The 15,847-nt window shown below is 70.7% G+C and carries 17 protein-coding genes, 1 tRNA gene and 1 pseudogene; 8 read left to right on the top strand and 11 right to left on the bottom strand.

Annotated elements, in window-relative coordinates:
* Nucleotides 1-8 precede the first annotated feature (8 nt).
* Nucleotides 9-254: a hypothetical protein gene (locus ACGFW5_RS10875; RefSeq protein WP_393833860.1), complete on the top strand. Its 246-nt coding sequence runs from the start codon at nt 9-11 to the stop codon at nt 252-254.
* A 646-nt stretch (nt 255-900) separates the two neighbouring features.
* Here ACGFW5_RS10875 and ACGFW5_RS10880 read toward each other — a convergent pair.
* Together ACGFW5_RS10880 and ACGFW5_RS10885 are read right to left on the bottom strand one after the other, a co-directional pair.
* Nucleotides 901-1,752, bottom strand: a complete 852-nt coding sequence (locus ACGFW5_RS10880; protein ID WP_393833861.1) for an RNA polymerase sigma factor SigF — start codon at nt 1,750-1,752, stop codon at nt 901-903.
* A 255-nt stretch (nt 1,753-2,007) separates the two neighbouring features.
* Nucleotides 2,008-2,883, bottom strand: a complete 876-nt coding sequence (locus ACGFW5_RS10885) for an RNA polymerase sigma factor SigF (protein ID WP_393833966.1) — start codon at nt 2,881-2,883, stop codon at nt 2,008-2,010.
* 435 nt (nt 2,884-3,318) lie between these two features.
* On the opposite strand from ACGFW5_RS10885, the pseudogene ACGFW5_RS10890 reads away from it, so the two are divergent.
* Nucleotides 3,319-3,771, top strand: a pseudogene (locus ACGFW5_RS10890) (VOC family protein); the annotation flags it as partial.
* Nucleotides 3,772-4,048: 277 nt separating this feature from the next.
* Here the strand turns inward: ACGFW5_RS10890 and ACGFW5_RS10895 are convergent.
* The 3 genes from ACGFW5_RS10895 to ACGFW5_RS10905 form a co-directional block, all read right to left on the bottom strand.
* Nucleotides 4,049-4,342 (bottom strand): Dabb family protein, encoded by a 294-nt coding sequence (locus ACGFW5_RS10895; RefSeq protein ID WP_393833862.1) that lies wholly within the window; start codon nt 4,340-4,342, stop codon nt 4,049-4,051.
* Nucleotides 4,343-4,527: 185 nt separating this feature from the next.
* Nucleotides 4,528-4,689: a hypothetical protein gene (locus ACGFW5_RS10900; protein ID WP_167158291.1), complete on the bottom strand. Its 162-nt coding sequence runs from the start codon at nt 4,687-4,689 to the stop codon at nt 4,528-4,530.
* Between the two features lie 419 nt (nt 4,690-5,108).
* Nucleotides 5,109-6,422 (bottom strand): MFS transporter, encoded by a 1,314-nt coding sequence (locus ACGFW5_RS10905; protein WP_393833863.1) that lies wholly within the window; start codon nt 6,420-6,422, stop codon nt 5,109-5,111.
* Between the two features lie 287 nt (nt 6,423-6,709).
* On the opposite strand from ACGFW5_RS10905, the gene ACGFW5_RS10910 reads away from it, so the two are divergent.
* From ACGFW5_RS10910 to ACGFW5_RS10925, 4 genes are all read left to right on the top strand, one after another.
* Entirely contained in the window at nt 6,710-7,087 is a 378-nt protein-coding gene (locus tag ACGFW5_RS10910; protein ID WP_393833864.1) for an ArsR/SmtB family transcription factor, read from the top strand.
* A 568-nt stretch (nt 7,088-7,655) separates the two neighbouring features.
* Nucleotides 7,656-8,429, top strand: a complete 774-nt coding sequence (locus tag ACGFW5_RS10915; protein WP_393833865.1) for a response regulator transcription factor — start codon at nt 7,656-7,658, stop codon at nt 8,427-8,429.
* An 85-nt stretch (nt 8,430-8,514) separates the two neighbouring features.
* Nucleotides 8,515-9,141: a ScbR family autoregulator-binding transcription factor gene (locus ACGFW5_RS10920; RefSeq protein ID WP_393833866.1), complete on the top strand. Its 627-nt coding sequence runs from the start codon at nt 8,515-8,517 to the stop codon at nt 9,139-9,141.
* Between the two features lie 229 nt (nt 9,142-9,370).
* A complete protein-coding gene (locus tag ACGFW5_RS10925; RefSeq protein ID WP_393833967.1) occupies nt 9,371-9,856 on the top strand; it encodes a YbaK/EbsC family protein in 486 nt (161 codons plus the stop codon).
* Between the two features lie 202 nt (nt 9,857-10,058).
* Here ACGFW5_RS10925 and ACGFW5_RS10930 read toward each other — a convergent pair.
* The 4 genes from ACGFW5_RS10930 to ACGFW5_RS10945 form a co-directional block, all read right to left on the bottom strand.
* Nucleotides 10,059-10,143 (bottom strand) — tRNA-Ser (locus tag ACGFW5_RS10930).
* A gap of 58 nt (nt 10,144-10,201) precedes the next feature.
* Nucleotides 10,202-10,630 (bottom strand): tRNA adenosine(34) deaminase TadA, encoded by a 429-nt coding sequence (gene tadA / locus ACGFW5_RS10935; RefSeq protein WP_393833867.1) that lies wholly within the window; start codon nt 10,628-10,630, stop codon nt 10,202-10,204.
* 44 nt (nt 10,631-10,674) lie between these two features.
* Complete coding sequence (locus ACGFW5_RS10940; RefSeq protein ID WP_393833968.1) at nt 10,675-11,247, bottom strand: hypothetical protein; 573 nt, start codon at nt 11,245-11,247, stop codon at nt 10,675-10,677.
* 229 nt (nt 11,248-11,476) lie between these two features.
* The gene (locus tag ACGFW5_RS10945) at nt 11,477-11,674 is read right to left on the bottom strand and encodes a hypothetical protein (RefSeq protein WP_393833868.1); all 198 of its coding nucleotides are present in this window, start codon (nt 11,672-11,674) and stop codon (nt 11,477-11,479) included.
* Between the two features lie 124 nt (nt 11,675-11,798).
* Here ACGFW5_RS10945 and upp point away from each other — a divergent pair, with 124 nt between their 5' ends.
* On the top strand, nt 11,799-12,434 hold the full coding sequence (gene upp, locus ACGFW5_RS10950) for a uracil phosphoribosyltransferase (RefSeq protein ID WP_393833869.1): 636 nt from the start codon (nt 11,799-11,801) through the stop codon (nt 12,432-12,434).
* A 231-nt stretch (nt 12,435-12,665) separates the two neighbouring features.
* On the opposite strand, the gene ACGFW5_RS10955 is transcribed toward upp, so the two are convergent.
* A complete protein-coding gene (locus tag ACGFW5_RS10955) occupies nt 12,666-13,298 on the bottom strand; it encodes a LytR C-terminal domain-containing protein (protein ID WP_393833870.1) in 633 nt (210 codons plus the stop codon).
* 113 nt (nt 13,299-13,411) lie between these two features.
* Complete coding sequence (locus tag ACGFW5_RS10960; protein ID WP_053725882.1) at nt 13,412-13,708, bottom strand: type II toxin-antitoxin system VapB family antitoxin; 297 nt, start codon at nt 13,706-13,708, stop codon at nt 13,412-13,414.
* Nucleotides 13,709-13,804: 96 nt separating this feature from the next.
* On the opposite strand from ACGFW5_RS10960, the gene ACGFW5_RS10965 reads away from it, so the two are divergent.
* Nucleotides 13,805-15,658 (top strand): helicase HerA-like domain-containing protein, encoded by a 1,854-nt coding sequence (locus ACGFW5_RS10965; RefSeq protein ID WP_393833871.1) that lies wholly within the window; start codon nt 13,805-13,807, stop codon nt 15,656-15,658.
* The last annotated feature ends 189 nt before the right edge of the window (nt 15,659-15,847 follow it).

Genomic DNA, 15,847 nt, shown 5'->3' on the forward strand with positions numbered 1-15,847 from the left:
AGTTCGCCGTGGCCGACCGCGTCTCCACCCGCATTCCCAGCGGCACCCGCCAAGCCTCCACGCACACCTCGTACGTACGCGAGACAACCGCCCCGGCGGCGATCGGGAGCGGCAACGGCCGGCTGGACTTGATGGTTGCCCAGTCCACCCCGAGCAACCCGATGACGTGCGTCGCGAACACCACGCTGCCCGACCTCACCGCCGTACCCCCCGTGTTGCGGAACTGCACGGTGACGTTCTCGCACCACCGGTGATCCCCCGCCGCACGGCTCGGCGCTCCAACGCTGAGCACGGCGGGTCCCGCAGGCGGCGCGGGAGGTGTGGGTGGCGCGGGCGGAGTGGGCCTGGTGGGTGCGGAGGGTGTGCCGGACGAGTCTCCGGGCGGCGCCGAAGGTGGCGTGGGCGCGTTTGGTGAGGGGCCGACCGACGATGAACGGCCGTTCCCTGGCGCTGACTTGGCGCCCCCGGAGGACCCCGGTCCGGCGAGGTCCCCTGGGCCGGAAGGCGGCGCGGACGTACCCGTCGTACCCGTCGTACCGGACGATGCCGACGCGGCCGAGCCGCCCGACCCACCTGGGTCACCGGAGCCGCCGGGCCCGCCCGGGCTAGCCGAGCCGTCCAATGGGACGAGTTCCACGCTGCCGTTCGGCGGCACCGCGTGACCCGGTGCGGAAGGGCCGGTGCCCGCGGCGCCCACCGCGACGTAACCGGTCCGGCCCCCGCCGTCGGCGCACGCGGCCAGAGTGCCGCCGAGGCCGAGCACCACCGTCGCCGAGACTCCGATCAGCGCAGCACGTCGTCGTCGCATCGCGTCAGTGTGTCTGACGGTACGTCAATTAACCAGGGTGCGGCCCTCGTTGAGGGCGCGCGGTCCCGGCGCGTGGTGCTGTGAGCCCGCTCTCAGTCGGAGATCAGGCCCTCGCGGAGCTGGGCGAGCGTGCGGGTCAGCAGGCGCGAGACGTGCATCTGCGAGATGCCGACCTCCTCGCCGATCTGCGACTGCGTCATGTTCGCGAAGAAGCGGAGCATGATGATCTGCCGTTCCCTGGGCGGGAGTTTGGCGAGCAGCGGCTTGAGGGATTCGCGGTACTCGACGCCTTCGAGCGCCGTGTCCTCGTAGCCGAGCCGGTCCGCGAGCGAGCCCTCGCCGCCGTCGTCCTCGGTGGCGGGCGAGTCGAGCGAGGACGCGGTGTAGGCGTTGCCGACGGCGAGCCCGTCGACCACGTCCTCCTCGGACACGCCGAGTACGGCAGCCAGTTCGGGCACGGTCGGCGAGCGGTCCAGCTTCTGGGCGAGCTCGTCGCTGGCCTTGGTGAGGGCGAGCCGCAGCTCCTGGAGACGGCGCGGCACCCGCACCGACCAGGAGGTGTCACGGAAGAACCGCTTGATCTCGCCGACCACCGTGGGCATCGCGAACGTGGGGAATTCCACGCCCCGTTCGCAGTCGAAGCGGTCGATCGCCTTGATCAGCCCGATGGTGCCGACCTGGACGATGTCCTCCATCGGCTCGTTGCGGCTGCGGAACCTGGCAGCCGCGTACCGCACGAGCGGCAGGTTGAGCTCGATGAGCGTGTCGCGTACGTAGGTCCGCTCCGGACTGTCGGTGTTCAGCGTGGCCAGGCGCAGGAACAGGGAGCGGGACAGTGTGCGGGTGTCGATGGGTGCGGTGTTTGCGGCGTGTCGGTGCACGATGGGTGCTGGTGCGCTCTTGGTGAGCGTGAGCACCTTCGAGCTGCCCTCTTCTGCGGACATGCCAACCCCCTGGAAGTTGCGGCGGTCGCGGACGGTCGCGTTGGGCCACGACCATCGGAGGAAGCAGCCTCCACCTGAATACCGGACGCGAGGCTGCGGCAAACGCGGTTTCAGCAGAATGTCACATGTCGGCAACACGCTGTAGTGACATGTCGACAAGGCGGTCCGGAGTACGTGCAGGAAGCAGGGGGTGTGGAACTTTCCGGGCGAAAATTTTGCCTGGAGGGTGTCAGGGGGCCCGATCACTCGATCCGGTCATGCCTCGATTCGATTTGCGGATCGAAGTCGGGCGAAGCTCCTGGCCAGAAGCCTTGACACATGCATTTGCGAGACTCCCAGTTCCTGACTGATCTGGGACTGCGTGAGGTTGCTGTAGTAGCGGAGCATGAGGATCCGCTGTTCGCGTTCGGGCAGCTGCACGAGGAGGTGGCGGACGAGGTCGCGGTGTTCGACCCCGGCGAGCGCGGGGTCCTCGTAGCCGAGCCGGTCCAGCAGGCCGGGCAGCCCGTCGCCCTCCTGGGCGGCCTCCAGGGAGGTCGCGTGGTACGAGCGGCCCGCCTCGATGCAGGCCAGCACCTCGTCCTCGCCGATCCTCAGGCGCTCGGCGATCTCGCCCGTGGTGGGCGAGCGCCCGTGCAGGGTCGTCAGGTCCTCGGTGGCGCCGTTCACCTGCACCCAGAGTTCGTGCAGTCGGCGCGGGACGTGCACGGTGCGTACGTTGTCGCGGAAGTACCGCTTGATCTCGCCCACGACGGTGGGCATCGCGAAGGTGGGGAACTGCACGCCACGGTCCGGGTCGAAGCGGTCGATCGCGTTGATCAGCCCGATGGTGCCGACCTGGACGACGTCCTCCATCGGCTCGTTGCGGGAGCGGAACCGGGCGGCCGCGTACCGCACGAGCGGCAGGTTCGCCTCGATCAGCGCCCCGCGCACGCGGTCGTGCTCGGGCGTGCCCGGTTCGAGGGTCTTGAGCTGGCCGAACAGCACCTGGGTGAGCGCGCGGGTGTCCGCGCCCCGGGTGGAGGCGGTTCTGACGATGCTCCTGGGGCCTTCCGAGTCCTGGGCGGGCACGTCGGGGGCGTCCTGGGGCTCGTTCTGGGGCGGCACTTGAGGCGTAGTACTGGCCGGCACGGTCACGCCACCCCTTAGTCCTTGGTCTTGGTCCTCGGTCAACTCATCCGTCAAAAGCGGTCATAGCATCACAAGACATGTCCACTGTGTGCAAGCACCGTATAACCACGTGTTGTGGGCAAGTTGGGGCAGATGGCCCCGCACGGAGGGTGACGGTCTTGGTCTCGCAGTGCCGCGCCGGGTGCTGACGTGCGAGGTGGCTTCGGCGGAAACCCGGGTGCGGGCGGGGCGGGGCGGTCCTAGGCTGCGCTCGCGGGTCCGAGGGGCCGCGGGTCCGAGGGGCCGCGGGTCCGAGGGTCCGGGCGTCCGAGGGGCGTCCGTGCTCGCGGGTCCGAAAGGCCCAGGGGTCCGCGCGTTCGCCCGGGCGAGTTGCGGGTAGGGGCGGGCGCCGTGCGGGCGTCGTGCGGGCGTCGGCGGACCGGAGAGGGGCGGGGTATGACCAGTCGGCTGTCCGCGATCTGCTTCAACGCGACCCGGCCGCCGGAGCTGGCGCGGTTCTGGTCCGCGACGCTGGGCCGGGAGTTGGCCGAGGGCCGGGACGGCGAGGCCATGATCCTGCCGCCCGACGCCGCCGGGTTCCGCATCCGGTCCCGGCCGGGCCAGGAGCCGAAGACCGGTCGGAACCGGGCACATTTCGACCTGACCAGCACCTCCCCGGAAGACCAGCGTCAAACGGTGGCCAGGGCGTTGGAGCTCGGCGCGCACCCCGTCGACGTGGGTCAACTCCCGGAAGACGGCCACGTGGTGCTGGCCGACCCGGACGGCAACGAGTTCTGCGTCATCGAGCCGGGCAACGCGTTCCTCGCGGACACCGGTTTCATCGGAGCGCTGGCCTGCGACGGCACGCGGGAAGTCGGCCTCTTCTGGAGCCGGGCACTGCGTTGGCCTCGGGGCGACACACGCCGATGCGGCCGGGGACGGCCGGGCTCTGCTGCTGGACCCGGACGGGAACGAGTTCTCCGTACGGAGGCCGCTCCGGTAGCGATGGTGGCCGCCCTCACCGCTCGGCCATGGCGGTACTCGAACGGGCCCGGCGGCCCCGCGCAGGCCGGCCTGCACCCCGGACGTCCCGGCACCCGGGCATGCGAAAGGCCCCGTACCTCAGGTGCGGGGCCACAGCGCATGCGGCATACGGACCACGGACCGCAGACCGCGGACTACGGAATCAGAACGGGTAGTCGGCGATCACCCAGGTGGCGAACTCGCGCCACTGGCCGGCCGCCGCCTGGTGCGCCGGGTGCTCCAGGTAGCGCTTCAGGGCGTCCGCGTCCGCCACGGCGGAGTTGATGGCGAAGTCGTACGCGATCGGCCGCTCGGTGATGTTCCAGGCGCACTCCCAGAACTCGATCTCGGGAACGAGCCCGTCGAGCTCCTGGAAGGCCTTCACGCCGGCGACGACCCGCTCGTCATCGCGCTCCACGCCCTCATTGAGCTTGAAAAGGACCAGGTGGCGGATCATGGGGTCTCCTACGAGTACGGCTGCGAACTACGAGTACGACTGCGAGCTGTGACTGAGGCCCAGTGGCCTATGCGTACGGCTACAGCTATGGCTATGTATGGCTACGGCTGACTGCGAGTACAGCCGACTGCGGCCGACTGCGGGCGGCGGCGCCGGGGCCGAAGGGGGCGGGCGGCCCGGCGGGCTCAGCGGATCAGGTTCGTCATGAACTCTCCGACGCCCTTGGCCGCGCTCGAAATGCCCTCGAACCCGGTCTGGACCATCCCGGCGGCCTGCACCGGCGACGTGATGATCGTGTAGAGCACGAAGACCACGGCTATGTAGAGCAGGACCTTCTTGATGTCCACCGTGTTTAGCCCCTCCCCGGCGCCGCCCCTGTGCGGTCGGGTGAGTCTAACCGCCGCCCCGCCCGCACTCACTAGGCCTTCAAGGACCAAGGGCCCGCTGATCGAGGTCCTTCGCCCGCCGGTACGGGTGTGACGGGAGAGCAGGATGGTTCTTGCGTCCACCCCATCTGGCAGGAATGCGGCGGGCGCGGAACGGGACCTCACTGCGGGGTCCGCGCCGCAGGCTTCCCCCTGAACGCGGCGCGGGCTTGCAGGTCCTGTTCTCATCGGGGGGAACGGCTTGTCCCCCCGATGCCGTTCCCCCCGTCCCCACGTGGAAGCCCCGGTCACTTCCCCGACCGGGGCTTCTTCGTGTCCACACTCCGGGGCGCGGCGTGTACCCACCCCCGTCCGTCCGCCGGGCACGGCCTCGCATTGCCTCAGGCGGCCACCCGGTCGCGATGGGCGAGGACCACCAGCCCGCCGATGACGGCCAGCGTCATCAGAGCGGCGGCGAAGAGGGTGGCCCCTCGGGTGAGGCCCACCGCGTCGCTGAGGTATCCCGCCGACACGGGCAGCACGCCGGCCAGTACGTACCCTCCGACATTGAGCGCCGCGTTGGCCTCGGCCAGGCGCTGGGGCGGGACGGCGGAGTTGAGCAGCGACAGGCCGCCCAGCTGGCCCAGGCCCTGGCCCGCGCCCGCGAGAAGCGCGGAGGCGATGAGCAGCGGGGCGGACGAGGTGTGCACCGCCGTGGCGAGGGCGGCCATGCTGAGCGCGGTGTTCACGGCTCCGGCGGTCAAAACCGTGCGGCGGGGCAGTGCCTGGACCGCGAACTGCACCCCGGTCGCCGTGAGGAACATCGCGAAGGCCATGCCTCCGGCCACCGTACGGCTGGTGGTGCCGAGCAGGGCCGCGAGCAGCGAGGGCCCGAGGGACAGGACGAAGGACGTCGCCGTGATGCCGGGGGCGAACACGGCGATCCCCAGGGCGAGTTGAACGCCGTTGCCGCGCGGGACCGCGGGTACGCGCACCCAGCTGCCCCGCGTGGGACCGGCGGGACGGCGTACGGGCATGCGTACGACCGTGACGAGGGCGGTGAGCAGGAGCGCCGCCTCGACGACGAAGACCGTGACGGTGGGCGCGGGCAGCGCCTCGGACAGGACGCCCGCCAGGAACGGGCCGAGGCCTGCGCCGAAGACCATCGCGCACGAGGCGAGCAGGGCGGCACGGCGTTTGCGTGCCGGTCCGGCCACGTCGGTGACGGCGGCCATGCCGGCCGAGACGGCGGCGCCGACCGCGATGCCCGTGAACAGGCGGGCCGCCATCAGGGCGGCCACCGACGACGCGGTCGCGAAGATCGCGCAGGCGGCGAGGGCGAGGGTGAGCGCGGGCAGCAGCACGGGTTTGCGGCCCAGCCGGTCGGAGAGCACGCCCGAGACCAGCAGCGAGCCGATCAGGCCGACGATGTAGCAGGCGAAGATCAGGGTGAGGGTGCCCTTGGAGAAGCCGATGTCGCGCTGCCACAGGGCGTACAGCGGGGTGGCCGCGTTGGACAGGACGAACACCGCCGTCACCGGCCACGCGGCCAGCCAGATCCACCGGCCGGGCGCCTCGCGCGCCGGGGCCCGCCGCGCGACGGCCGACCCCCGGGCCGCCTCGCTCGGGCGGCTCTCGGCGGGACGGCCCCCGGTGCGGCAGGCCTCCATGCGCCGGCTCTCCGTGCGGCGGGCCTCGGCGGGGCAGCTCTCCATGGGGCGGCCTTCCGTGCGGCACACCTCCATGCGCCGACTACGCCGACTACGCCGACTACGCCGACTCTCCGCGGTGCGGGCCTCGGCGGCCGCGGTCGCGGCCCCGGTTCGGCAGACCTCGGCGGCCTGTGTCGCGGCCTTGGTTCGACTCCCAGGCATGACTGTCCCCTCCGAAAGCTCCAGTACGAGTTGAGTCGAACTTAGCAGCTAGTACGATTCAACTCGTACAAGGAATGCGGTTGAAGGTGTCGGCAACGGCGCCCTCATCGACGACGAGGAGTGGGTCCATGCCTTCGACAGAGCGGCGAGCGGTCGCGACCAAGTCCCCCGCAGAGCCGGACGGGCTGCCTCGGCCGCTTCCCGAGCCGTCCGTCGACGACCTGCGACTGGAAACCGTGCTCGGAGCGCTCAGTGACCCCCTGCGTCTGGGCATCGTGCGCAAACTGCTCCTGGAGTCACAGGACTTCGACCACTCGTGCGGCTGGTTCGGACTCGACCGCCCCAAGTCCTCCCTCACTCACCACTTCAAGGCGCTGCGCGAGGCGGGCGTGACCAGGCAGCGCCAGTACGGCCTGGAACGCCGCAGCCATGTACGCGTCGACGACCTCAACCAGCGCTTTCCCGGCCTGCTCGACCTGGTCGCCGCCTGGACGCCCGCCGCCTAGCCGGGGGCCGGGGCGGGGTCGGGGGCGATCCCTGCCGGATCGCTCGCGCCGAACCCTCCCCGGGCAACGTCCTGATGTCTGCTGCCCCTGCTGTCTGCGACAGCGACGCTCAACGCTGTCTGCGACAACGACGCTCAACAAACGCTGTCGGCGACAACGACGCTCAACAAACGCTGTCGGCGACAACGACGCTCGACAAAATACCGACAGGTCTGTCGGGTAAGGCAAAGAAAACGTCAAACGAGGCGGGTGCAGGGGCGGGTTGATCATGCCCGGCCCGCCTGAACGACGCCCATGCCACTCTGGGATGACCGGCGTGAATCGCCATCAGCCCAGGTCATGGGGCCGAGAGGCCACCTCTGGAACGCGCTCTGCCTGCTCGTGTCCGGGCTTCGGATCACCGTTGACAAACAGACAAGTCTGTTTGGTATCTTCGCGGCGCACCTGAACTTCGATACGAGCATTTGGTAGTTCGCGACGGCAGCGACACAGCGACGGCGCGACGACAGCGACGGCAGCGACACGGCGACAGCAGCGACGGCAGCGACGCAGCGCTCCAGGGGAACAGATGAACCAACACACAGCACCAGCACCGGAATCCGATGGCGCTGCGCGCCGTCACCCCGTGGGCGAGGACGCCCGCCCGGCCGTGCCAGGCCCGGAGATCCGGGCGGAGTATCCGGCCCTGCGCATCCTGGTCGTGGAGGCGGAGGAAACCTCCGCGAACGCGCTGGTCCAGGACCTGATCCGGCGGGGGTACCGCGCCGACGGCGTGACCACGGGGAGCCAGGCGCTCCAGGCTCACCGGCGGGCGGATCTGATGCTGCTCGACCTCGACCTGCCCGACCTCGACGGCCTGGAGGTCTGCCGGGGCATCCGCGCGGTGAGTGACATCCCGATCATCGCGGTCACGGCACGCGGCAGCGAACTCGACCGGGTGCTCGGATTGCAGGCCGGCTCGGACGACTACATCGTCAAGCCCTACGGATTCCACGAACTGCTGGCCCGTATCGGCGCCGTGATGCGCCGCGTCCGGCCCTCGCCGACCGCCAGGACCGTCGACCACGGCCCCCTGCGCATCGACGCGGACACCCGCAGGGTCACGATCCACGGGCGGCCCGTGGATCTCACGCGCAAGGAGTTCGACCTGCTGTACATGCTCGCGGTCCAGCCGCGCGCGGTCATCTCGCGGCGGCAGTTGATGGCGCAGGTGTGGGACGACTCCGGGTCGCACAAGGGCCGCACCATCGACACGCACGTCAGCAGCGTGCGCGGCAAACTCGGTTCGAACCACTGGATCGTGACGGTCCGCGGCGTCGGGTTCCGTCTGGGCACCCCGTAGGGCCGTGAGCGCAGAGCGGCACCGTCCGGGCCCGTATTATGCAGACTGGTCGGTATCGTAAGTCGCGAGTGGCGAGGATCCAGGCATGGCGAAACAGGAACGCGGCACGCGATCGCGCCGGGCGATTCTGGAGGCCGCCGCCGAGGTCTTCGACCTCCGGGGGTTCGACGCGGCGAGCACCAACGAGATCCTGGCGCGCAGTGGGCTGACCCGGGGTGCGCTCTATCACCACTTCCCCTCCAAGGAGTCGATCGCGGTCGCCCTGCTCGACGCGCACACCGGCGCCCTCGTCGCCCCCGAGCGGCCCATCAAGATGCAGTCGGTCATCGACCTGACCTTCGCGTATGCCCGCCGGCTCCAGCGTGACCCGGTACTGCGCGCCACCGTGCGTCTCGCCGTGGAGAGGACGTCCTTCCCGCGCCCGGTCAACACGCCGTACGACGAGTCGAGCGCGGCCATCCGCGGCCTCCTGGAGCAGGCCGGCAAGCAGGGCGAGATCCTGCCGGGCCTTGACCTGGGCGAGGCCACCGCCGTCATCGTCGGGGCGTTCGCCGGCATGCAGGTGATGTCGCAGGTCTACACCGACCGGGAGGACCTGCCCGAGCGGGTCGGCGCGATGTGGCGGCTCCTGCTGCCGGGCATGGTCGCGCCCGGCATGATCGGCAACCTCGTCGTCACCCCGCCGCCCGCACCCGCCGACGACGTCCCGTAAAGCCCCGGACTTGCGGACTTGCGGATGCGGTCCTCCGTCGGCTCGTAATGGCGCGCGATTCCCCCGTTGAGCCCGTCCCCGCGACGGTTGCCGCGACGGTTGCGTGCTGTGGTCGAGGGTCTGGTGATGGCGAGATTCTGTACGCGCGTCAGCAGGCACCTCATTCAGGTGTGCTGTAGTGGCGCCACCCACCCTGCAAGAACTGCCCAGGTGCGAGGAGAAGCCCCAGATGGCCGAGAGCGCGTACACCCGTCTGATCCAACTGCTGGAGGACCAGGGAGCCTCGTACCGGCTGATCGAGCATGAGCCGGAGGGCGCGACGGACGCGGTGAGCGCGCTGCGCGGACACGAGTTGGGCCAGGCCGCCAAGTGCCTGGTCGTCATGGTCAAGATCGGCAAGAAGGTGAAGCGCTACGCCCTCGTGGTGGTCGCCGGTGACAAGCGGGTCGACCTGCAAGCGGTCAAGAAGCTGTACGACGGCACCTATGTGGGCTTCGCCGACCAGGAGATCGCCGAGGAGCTGTCGGGTTCCGTCACGGGGACGATCCTGCCGTTCTCCTTCGACGAGCGTCTGGAGCTGATCGTGGATCACGGACTCCTCGAAGAACCGGAGTTCTTCTTCAACGCGGGCCGTCTCGACCGTTCGGTCGCCCTGTCCGGCAAGGACTACCGGCGGATCACCCAGGCGCGCGCGGAGAGTGTCGCCACCGCGTGAAGTGAAACCGAGACGGAAGCCGGGCCGTCGGGAAGCTGTCCTGCCGCCAGGGCCCCCAGCTGCGGAGGCCGCCGTCGTGCGCGTTGCGCGCGGGGTGGCGGCGCTTCCCACGTCTACCGGCACCGCACGGCCGTGCGGCGAACATGGCGCACGCAAAACACCCTCCTGAACCACGTTTCCGCAGTTCAGGAGGGTGTGAGAGCGGTAGCGGAGGGATTTGAACCCTCGGTGAGTTTCCCCACACTCGCTTTCGAGGCGAGCTCCTTCGGCCGCTCGGACACGCTACCGAGAGAGAGCTTAGCCCAAGGTGGGCCGTGGTTTGAAATCGGTTCGGCGAGAGCTCGGTCACCGCTGCCGGAAGAACGCCGTCAGCTGCGCCGAACACTCCTCTTCCAGCACGCCGGGGACGACTTCGGGGCGGTGGTTGAGCCGTTGGTCGCGTACCAGGTCCCACAGGGAGCCGGCCGCGCCCGCCTTCTCGTCGCGGGCGCCGTACACGACGCGGTCGAGCCGGGACTGCACGATGGCGCCCGCGCACATGACGCACGGCTCCAGGGTGACGACGAGCGTGCAGCCGGTCAGCCGCCACTCGCCCGTCACCCCGGCCGCGCGCCGGATCGCGAGGACTTCGGCGTGCGCGGTCGGATCACCCGTCGCCTCGCGTTCGTTGTGCCCGGACGCGAGGAACGAACCGTCCGCGGCGAGCACGACCGCGCCGACCGGCACATCGCCGGCCGACTCGGCCCGTGCTGCCCCGGCCAGGGCGGAGCGCATGGGCTCCACCCATCGTTCGCGTACGGGGTCGTGCGGGTGGGGCACTAGCGGACGGCCTCCAGGACCTCGGCCGCGCCCAGCGCGTCCGCGATCGTCACGAGGGCGTCGCCGTCGAGCGCGAGGAGGCTGCGCTCGCTCACCCCGAGGTCGGCGAGGATCGCGCTCTCGCCGAGCGGGCCGGCCGGAGCCGCGCCGCCGTCCGACGGATCGTCACCGTCGTCCGGCTCGTCCACGGGCCCACCCGCTTCGGCCCCTTCCGCCCCTTCGTCGTCGTAACCGTCCTCCGTGCCGTCGAGGTCAAGGGTGTCCAGCACATCCTCCTCGTCGTCCTGGTCGTGGCCGAGCAGTTCCTCGGTGAGCATGGCCCCGTACGAGGAGCGGGCGGCGACGGCGGCGTTGGAGACGAAGACACGGGGGTCCTCCTCGCCGTCGACGCGGACGACGCCGAACCAGGCGTCCTCCTGCTCGATGAAGACGAGCACCGTGTCGTCGGCCCCGTCGGCTGCTGCTTCCCGGGCCAGATCGGCCAGGTCCGACAGCGTCTCCACGTCGTCGAGCTCTGTGTCGCTCGCTTCCCACCCGTCTTCGGTGCGCGCGAGCAGTGCGGCGAAGTACACCGTGACTCTCCCACTGGTCATAGGCGTGCCGGTTGGAGGTCCCCCCGGCTGTGGCTTCCTTCGGAATCGTGGCAGAAAACACCGCGGTTGCGAGAGTTCTTCCGCGGTTGGGTTTTCCCGGTCGCCGCGATCACGGGTTCCGACGCCTCGCGATCACGGTCCCCGGAGCGCCCCGGTCAGGGCTTCCCGATGGCCACGACCGCGGGCTTCGGCGTGCCGGTTGCGCGGGTCACCAGCGGAAGGTTCGCATGCGCATGGCCTGGCGCATACGGGCCGCGCGGGCGCGCCGGGGCTGTACCCGGTCGCGCAGCGCCTTCGCCTCGTGCAGTTCGCGCAGGAACTGGGCGCGTCGCCGCCTGCGGTCCGCGTCGCTCTCCGGCTGTGGGGGAAGGTCACGTCGTTGTTGCGTGTCGTGCTCGTCCGGCATTGGCTCACACCGCCCGGGTTCGGTTCGTGCCTTCCCACCTTCCCCCCGTTCGGCTGATTGACGCCAGCTCGCACCACGAGCGGGTGGGACGCGGGGCCCGTGTGCCCCGGTTACTGTGGTCGTCATGCGGATCCATGTCGTCGACCACCCTCTCGTGGCGCACAAGCTCACCACGCTGCGCGACAAGCGCACCGACTCCCCGACCTTCCGGCGGCTCGCCGACGAGCTGGTCACCCTGCTCGCCTACGAGGCCACCCGGGACGTGCGCACCGAGCAGGTGGACATCGAGACCCCGGTGACGCCGACGACGGGCGTGAAGCTCTCGTACCCGCGTCCGCTGGTGGTGCCGATCCTGCGGGCCGGTCTCGGCATGCTCGACGGCATGGTGCGCCTGCTGCCGACCGCCGAGGTGGGCTTCCTGGGCATGATCCGCAACGAGGAGACCCTGGAGGTCTCCACGTACGCGTCCCGGATGCCCGAGGACCTTTCCGGCCGTCAGGTGTACGTACTCGACCCGATGCTGGCGACCGGCGGCACGCTCGTCGCCGCGATCCGCGAGCTGATCAAGCGCGGTGCCGACGACGTCACGGCCGTGGTGCTGCTCGCCGCGCCCGAGGGCGTGGAGGTCATGGAGCGCGATCTGGCGGGCACTCCGGTGACCGTGGTGACCGCCTCGGTCGACGAGCGCCTGAACGAGCACGGCTACATCGTGCCGGGCCTGGGCGACGCGGGCGACCGGATGTACGGGACCGCCGACTAGCGGACGGACGGAGACGGACCTGGTCGGCGGTCCCGTACGTTCTCGGCACCCGCGCTCAGAGTGTCCAGGGTGTGCAGCGTGTCCAGCGTGTGCAGGGCGTTCAAGCGCCTTCAAGCGCGATCAGGGTGTTTCGGGCGCGCGGGTGTCGCGGGTGCGCGGGTGTGCACGCCCGCGCTCGGGCCGCACGGTAGCGCCCGGGGGCACGGGGGCGCCCGGGGGCGTTCAGAAGGTTCAGCACTTTCCGGAGGGCGCGGGTGCGGGCTTGGCCAGGGCGGCCAGGGCCGTGTCCGCGTCCTTCGGCGTGTTCAGGTTGGCGAACGTGGTGCCGATGATCAGGTCGACGTCCTGCGTCTCGCGCGTGTCGGTCTTCTGCGTCGCGCCCTTGAGCTGCGTACCGAGCACGGAGAAGGACCCGCTGGTCGCCGTGGGCGCGCCGAGGAGCACCCCGTTGCCGGGGACCTTCTTGTCGTACTCCTCGGGCGCGTTGCCGACCTTGCCGATCGTGAAGCCGCGCTTCTTCAGCTCGTCGGCGACCGATTTGGCGAGGCCGCCGCGCGCGGTCGCGTTGTAGACGTTGACGGTGATCTGCGCGGGCTTCGGCAGGGCGAGGGGGGCCGGACGGCCCGACGCTGCGGGCGCGGGGCAGTTCTTCTTGTGGGCGGCGGCGGCCTTGGCCTTTCCGCCGCCGCCTCCGAACACGTCGATGAGCTGGACCGTCCCCCAGCCGATCAGGCCGAGGGCCACGATCGCACCGACGAGGGCGATGACCAGCCGGCCGCGCTTTCGGGGACGCCGCATCCGCGGGTACGCGCTACCCGTGATGCGGTACTTTCCGCCCATGCCGGGGGGAGTGAGCATGCTCATAGGCGCAGGGTAGTGCCGACCCGTGACGATGCCTACTAAACGATCAACGGTTGGCGCGCGTATGCGCCCGTATGCGCGTCAAAGGGTCCGAAAGGCTCACCCGGCTGTCGGGCTCAGTCCATTTCGAGTACGCGGGCGTGCAGAACCTGGCGCTGCTGGAGCGCCGCCCGTACCGCCCGGTGCAGCCCGTCCTCCAGGTACAGGTCGCCCTGCCACTTCACGACGTGCGCGAAGAGGTCGCCGTAGAACGTGGAGTCCTCGGCGAGAAGGGTTTCCAGATCGAGCTGGCCCTTGGTGGTCACGAGCTGATCGAGCCGGACCGGGCGCGGCGCGACGTCCGCCCACTGCCGGGTGCTTTCCCGGCCGTGGTCGGGGTACGGCCGCCCGCTTCCGATGCGCTTGAAGATCACACGGAAAGCCTACCGGGCGAGCGGCTCCGGGCGCAGCCATGGAGTCCGAGTGCAATCCTGGGCGAAACGCATGAAATCCGACGCAGGGGGCCCGTCATGACCGAGAGCGACCGGACGCCGCCCGCACCCGCGCCCCTCAGCGCCGCGGACCCGGACGAAACCGGAGTGCGGGATCCCGCCCCAGCGCCCGGCGGGACACCCGCGCCCCCCACCGACCCGAACGCGCCTGCCCCGGCCGTCCCGGACACGGCGCCCGTAGGCTCGGGCGGCCCTGGCACAGTCGGAGCCCCCGCCCCTGGCGCGCCCGCCCCTGGCGCGCCCGTCGCCGGTCCGGGTGCCGTCGACGCCCCGCTGCCCCCGGAGGCCGCCGAGATCGCCGCCGGGTACGCCTTCACCGGACCCGCGACGGAGCTGGGCGCCCTCCTCTGGGACGGGCAGTGCCTGCCGGGCGCGCCCGTACGCATCCCGCTGTCCATGCTCAACCGGCACGGCCTGGTCGCGGGGGCCACCGGCACCGGCAAGACCAAGACCCTTCAGCTCATCGCCGAGCAGCTGTCCACCAACGGCGTGCCGGTGTTCCTCGCGGACGTGAAGGGCGACATCTCGGGCATCTCGGCTCCCGGCGAGCCGGGCGACAAGGTGGCCGGGCGCTCCGCGCAGGTCGGCCAGGACTGGCGGGCGGCGGGTTTCCCCTGCGCGTTCTACGGGCTCGGCGGCATCGGCCCCGGCATCCCGCTGCGCGCCACGGTCACCAGCTTCGGCCCCGTACTCCTGTCGAAGGTGCTTCAGCTCAACCATACGCAGGAGCAGTCGCTCGGCCTGATCTTCCACTACGCCGACTCCAAGGGCCTTGAGCTGTACGACCTGAAGGACCTGAGGGCGGTCGTGGGGTTCCTGGTGTCGGACGTCGGCAAGGCGGAGCTCAAGGGGATCGGCGGGCTGTCCACGGCGACCGCCGGGGTGATCCTGCGGGCGCTGACCGCGTTCGAGCAGGAGGGCGCCGCGTCGTTCTTCGGGGAGCCGGAGTTCGACACGAGCGAGCTGCTGCGGCTCGCGCCGGACGGCAGTGGCAAGGGCCTCGTGTCGGTGCTGGAACTCCCGGCCGTCCAGGACAAGCCCCAGCTCTTCTCGACCTTCCTGATGTGGCTCCTTGCCGACCTCTTCCAGAAGCTCCCCGAGATCGGGGACGTGGACCGGCCCAAGCTCGTCTTCTTCTTCGACGAGGCGCACCTGCTGTTCACCGGGGCCTCGAAGGCGTTCCTGGAGTCGATCACGCAGACCGTTCGGCTGATCCGCTCCAAGGGCGTGGGCATCTTCTTCGTGACCCAGACCCCGCAGGACGTACCCGGCGACGTACTCGCCCAGCTCGGCAACCGCGTCCAGCACGCGCTCAGGGCCTTCACGCCGGACGACGCGAAGGCGCTGAAGGCGACGGTGCGGACCTTCCCCAAGTCGCCCTACGACCTTGAGGAGTTGCTGACCGGACTCGGCACGGGGGAGGCCGTGATCACCGTGCTGAGCGAGAACGGCGCGCCGACCCCGGTCGCGGCGACGCGGTTGCGGGCGCCGCAGTCCCTGATGGGGCCCATCGAGGCGGCGGCGCTCGACCGGGCGGTCAAGTCGTCAACGCTGTACGGGCGTTACGCCGAGGCGGTGGACCGCGAGTCGGCGTTCGAGAAGCTGTCGGCGGCGGAGCGGGCGAGGGAGACGGAGGCGGTGTCGGCCGCGCTGGATGCCCCGGCGGGCGCGTCGGGGCCGGGTGCGCGCGGGCAGGCGCCGGGTGCGCGTGGGCCGGGGCCGGGGCCGGCCGACCGTGCTGCGAAGAAGCCGGATGTGTCGCTCGCGGAGCAGGTCGTGGGGAGCGGGGTCTTTCGGTCGCTGGCGCGGTCTGTGGGGACGCAGTTGGGGCGGGAGATCTCGCGGTCGATCTTCGGGACGCGGCGCAGGTAGTCCGTAGTTCGTAGTTCGTAGTTCCGCGTGGCGCGGCTGTTGTGGTGTGGCGGGTTGTGGTCGGCTGCGCCGGGGGTCTGCCCCTCCCCACCCCTTCCCGAAACCCCTGCCGGGGGCGGGGACGCCGCGACCGGCGGCATGCGTCTCGCGCCGTTCCCCGCGCCTTTTGAGGGACCGGTTTTCGGGTGC

It is taken from the genome of Streptomyces sp. NPDC048416, assembly GCF_043200435.1.
Classification (GTDB): Bacteria; Actinomycetota; Actinomycetes; order Streptomycetales; family Streptomycetaceae; genus Streptomyces.

What these genes read in the sequence shown, in the direction of transcription:
- ACGFW5_RS10915 (WP_393833865.1), top strand. Translation starts at nt 7,656, where the DNA reads ATGAACCAACACACAGCACCAGCACCGGAATCCGATGGCGCTGCGCGC.
- ACGFW5_RS10920 (WP_393833866.1), top strand. Translation starts at nt 8,515, where the DNA reads ATGGCGAAACAGGAACGCGGCACGCGATCGCGCCGGGCGATTCTGGAG.
- ACGFW5_RS10955 (WP_393833870.1), bottom strand. Translation starts at nt 13,298, where the DNA reads ATGAGCATGCTCACTCCCCCCGGCATGGGCGGAAAGTACCGCATCACG.
- ACGFW5_RS10895 (WP_393833862.1), bottom strand. Translation starts at nt 4,342, where the DNA reads ATGATCCGCCACCTGGTCCTTTTCAAGCTCAATGAGGGCGTGGAGCGC.
- tadA (WP_393833867.1), bottom strand. Translation starts at nt 10,630, where the DNA reads ATGCGCTCCGCCCTGGCCGGGGCAGCACGGGCCGAGTCGGCCGGCGAT.
- ACGFW5_RS10925 (WP_393833967.1), top strand. Translation starts at nt 9,371, where the DNA reads ATGGCCGAGAGCGCGTACACCCGTCTGATCCAACTGCTGGAGGACCAG.
- upp (WP_393833869.1), top strand. Translation starts at nt 11,799, where the DNA reads ATGCGGATCCATGTCGTCGACCACCCTCTCGTGGCGCACAAGCTCACC.
- ACGFW5_RS10910 (WP_393833864.1), top strand. Translation starts at nt 6,710, where the DNA reads ATGCCTTCGACAGAGCGGCGAGCGGTCGCGACCAAGTCCCCCGCAGAG.
- ACGFW5_RS10945 (WP_393833868.1), bottom strand. Translation starts at nt 11,674, where the DNA reads ATGCCGGACGAGCACGACACGCAACAACGACGTGACCTTCCCCCACAG.
- ACGFW5_RS10965 (WP_393833871.1), top strand. Translation starts at nt 13,805, where the DNA reads ATGACCGAGAGCGACCGGACGCCGCCCGCACCCGCGCCCCTCAGCGCC.
- ACGFW5_RS10880 (WP_393833861.1), bottom strand. Translation starts at nt 1,752, where the DNA reads ATGTCCGCAGAAGAGGGCAGCTCGAAGGTGCTCACGCTCACCAAGAGC.
- ACGFW5_RS10905 (WP_393833863.1), bottom strand. Translation starts at nt 6,422, where the DNA reads ATGGAGAGCTGCCCCGCCGAGGCCCGCCGCACGGAGAGCCGGCGCATG.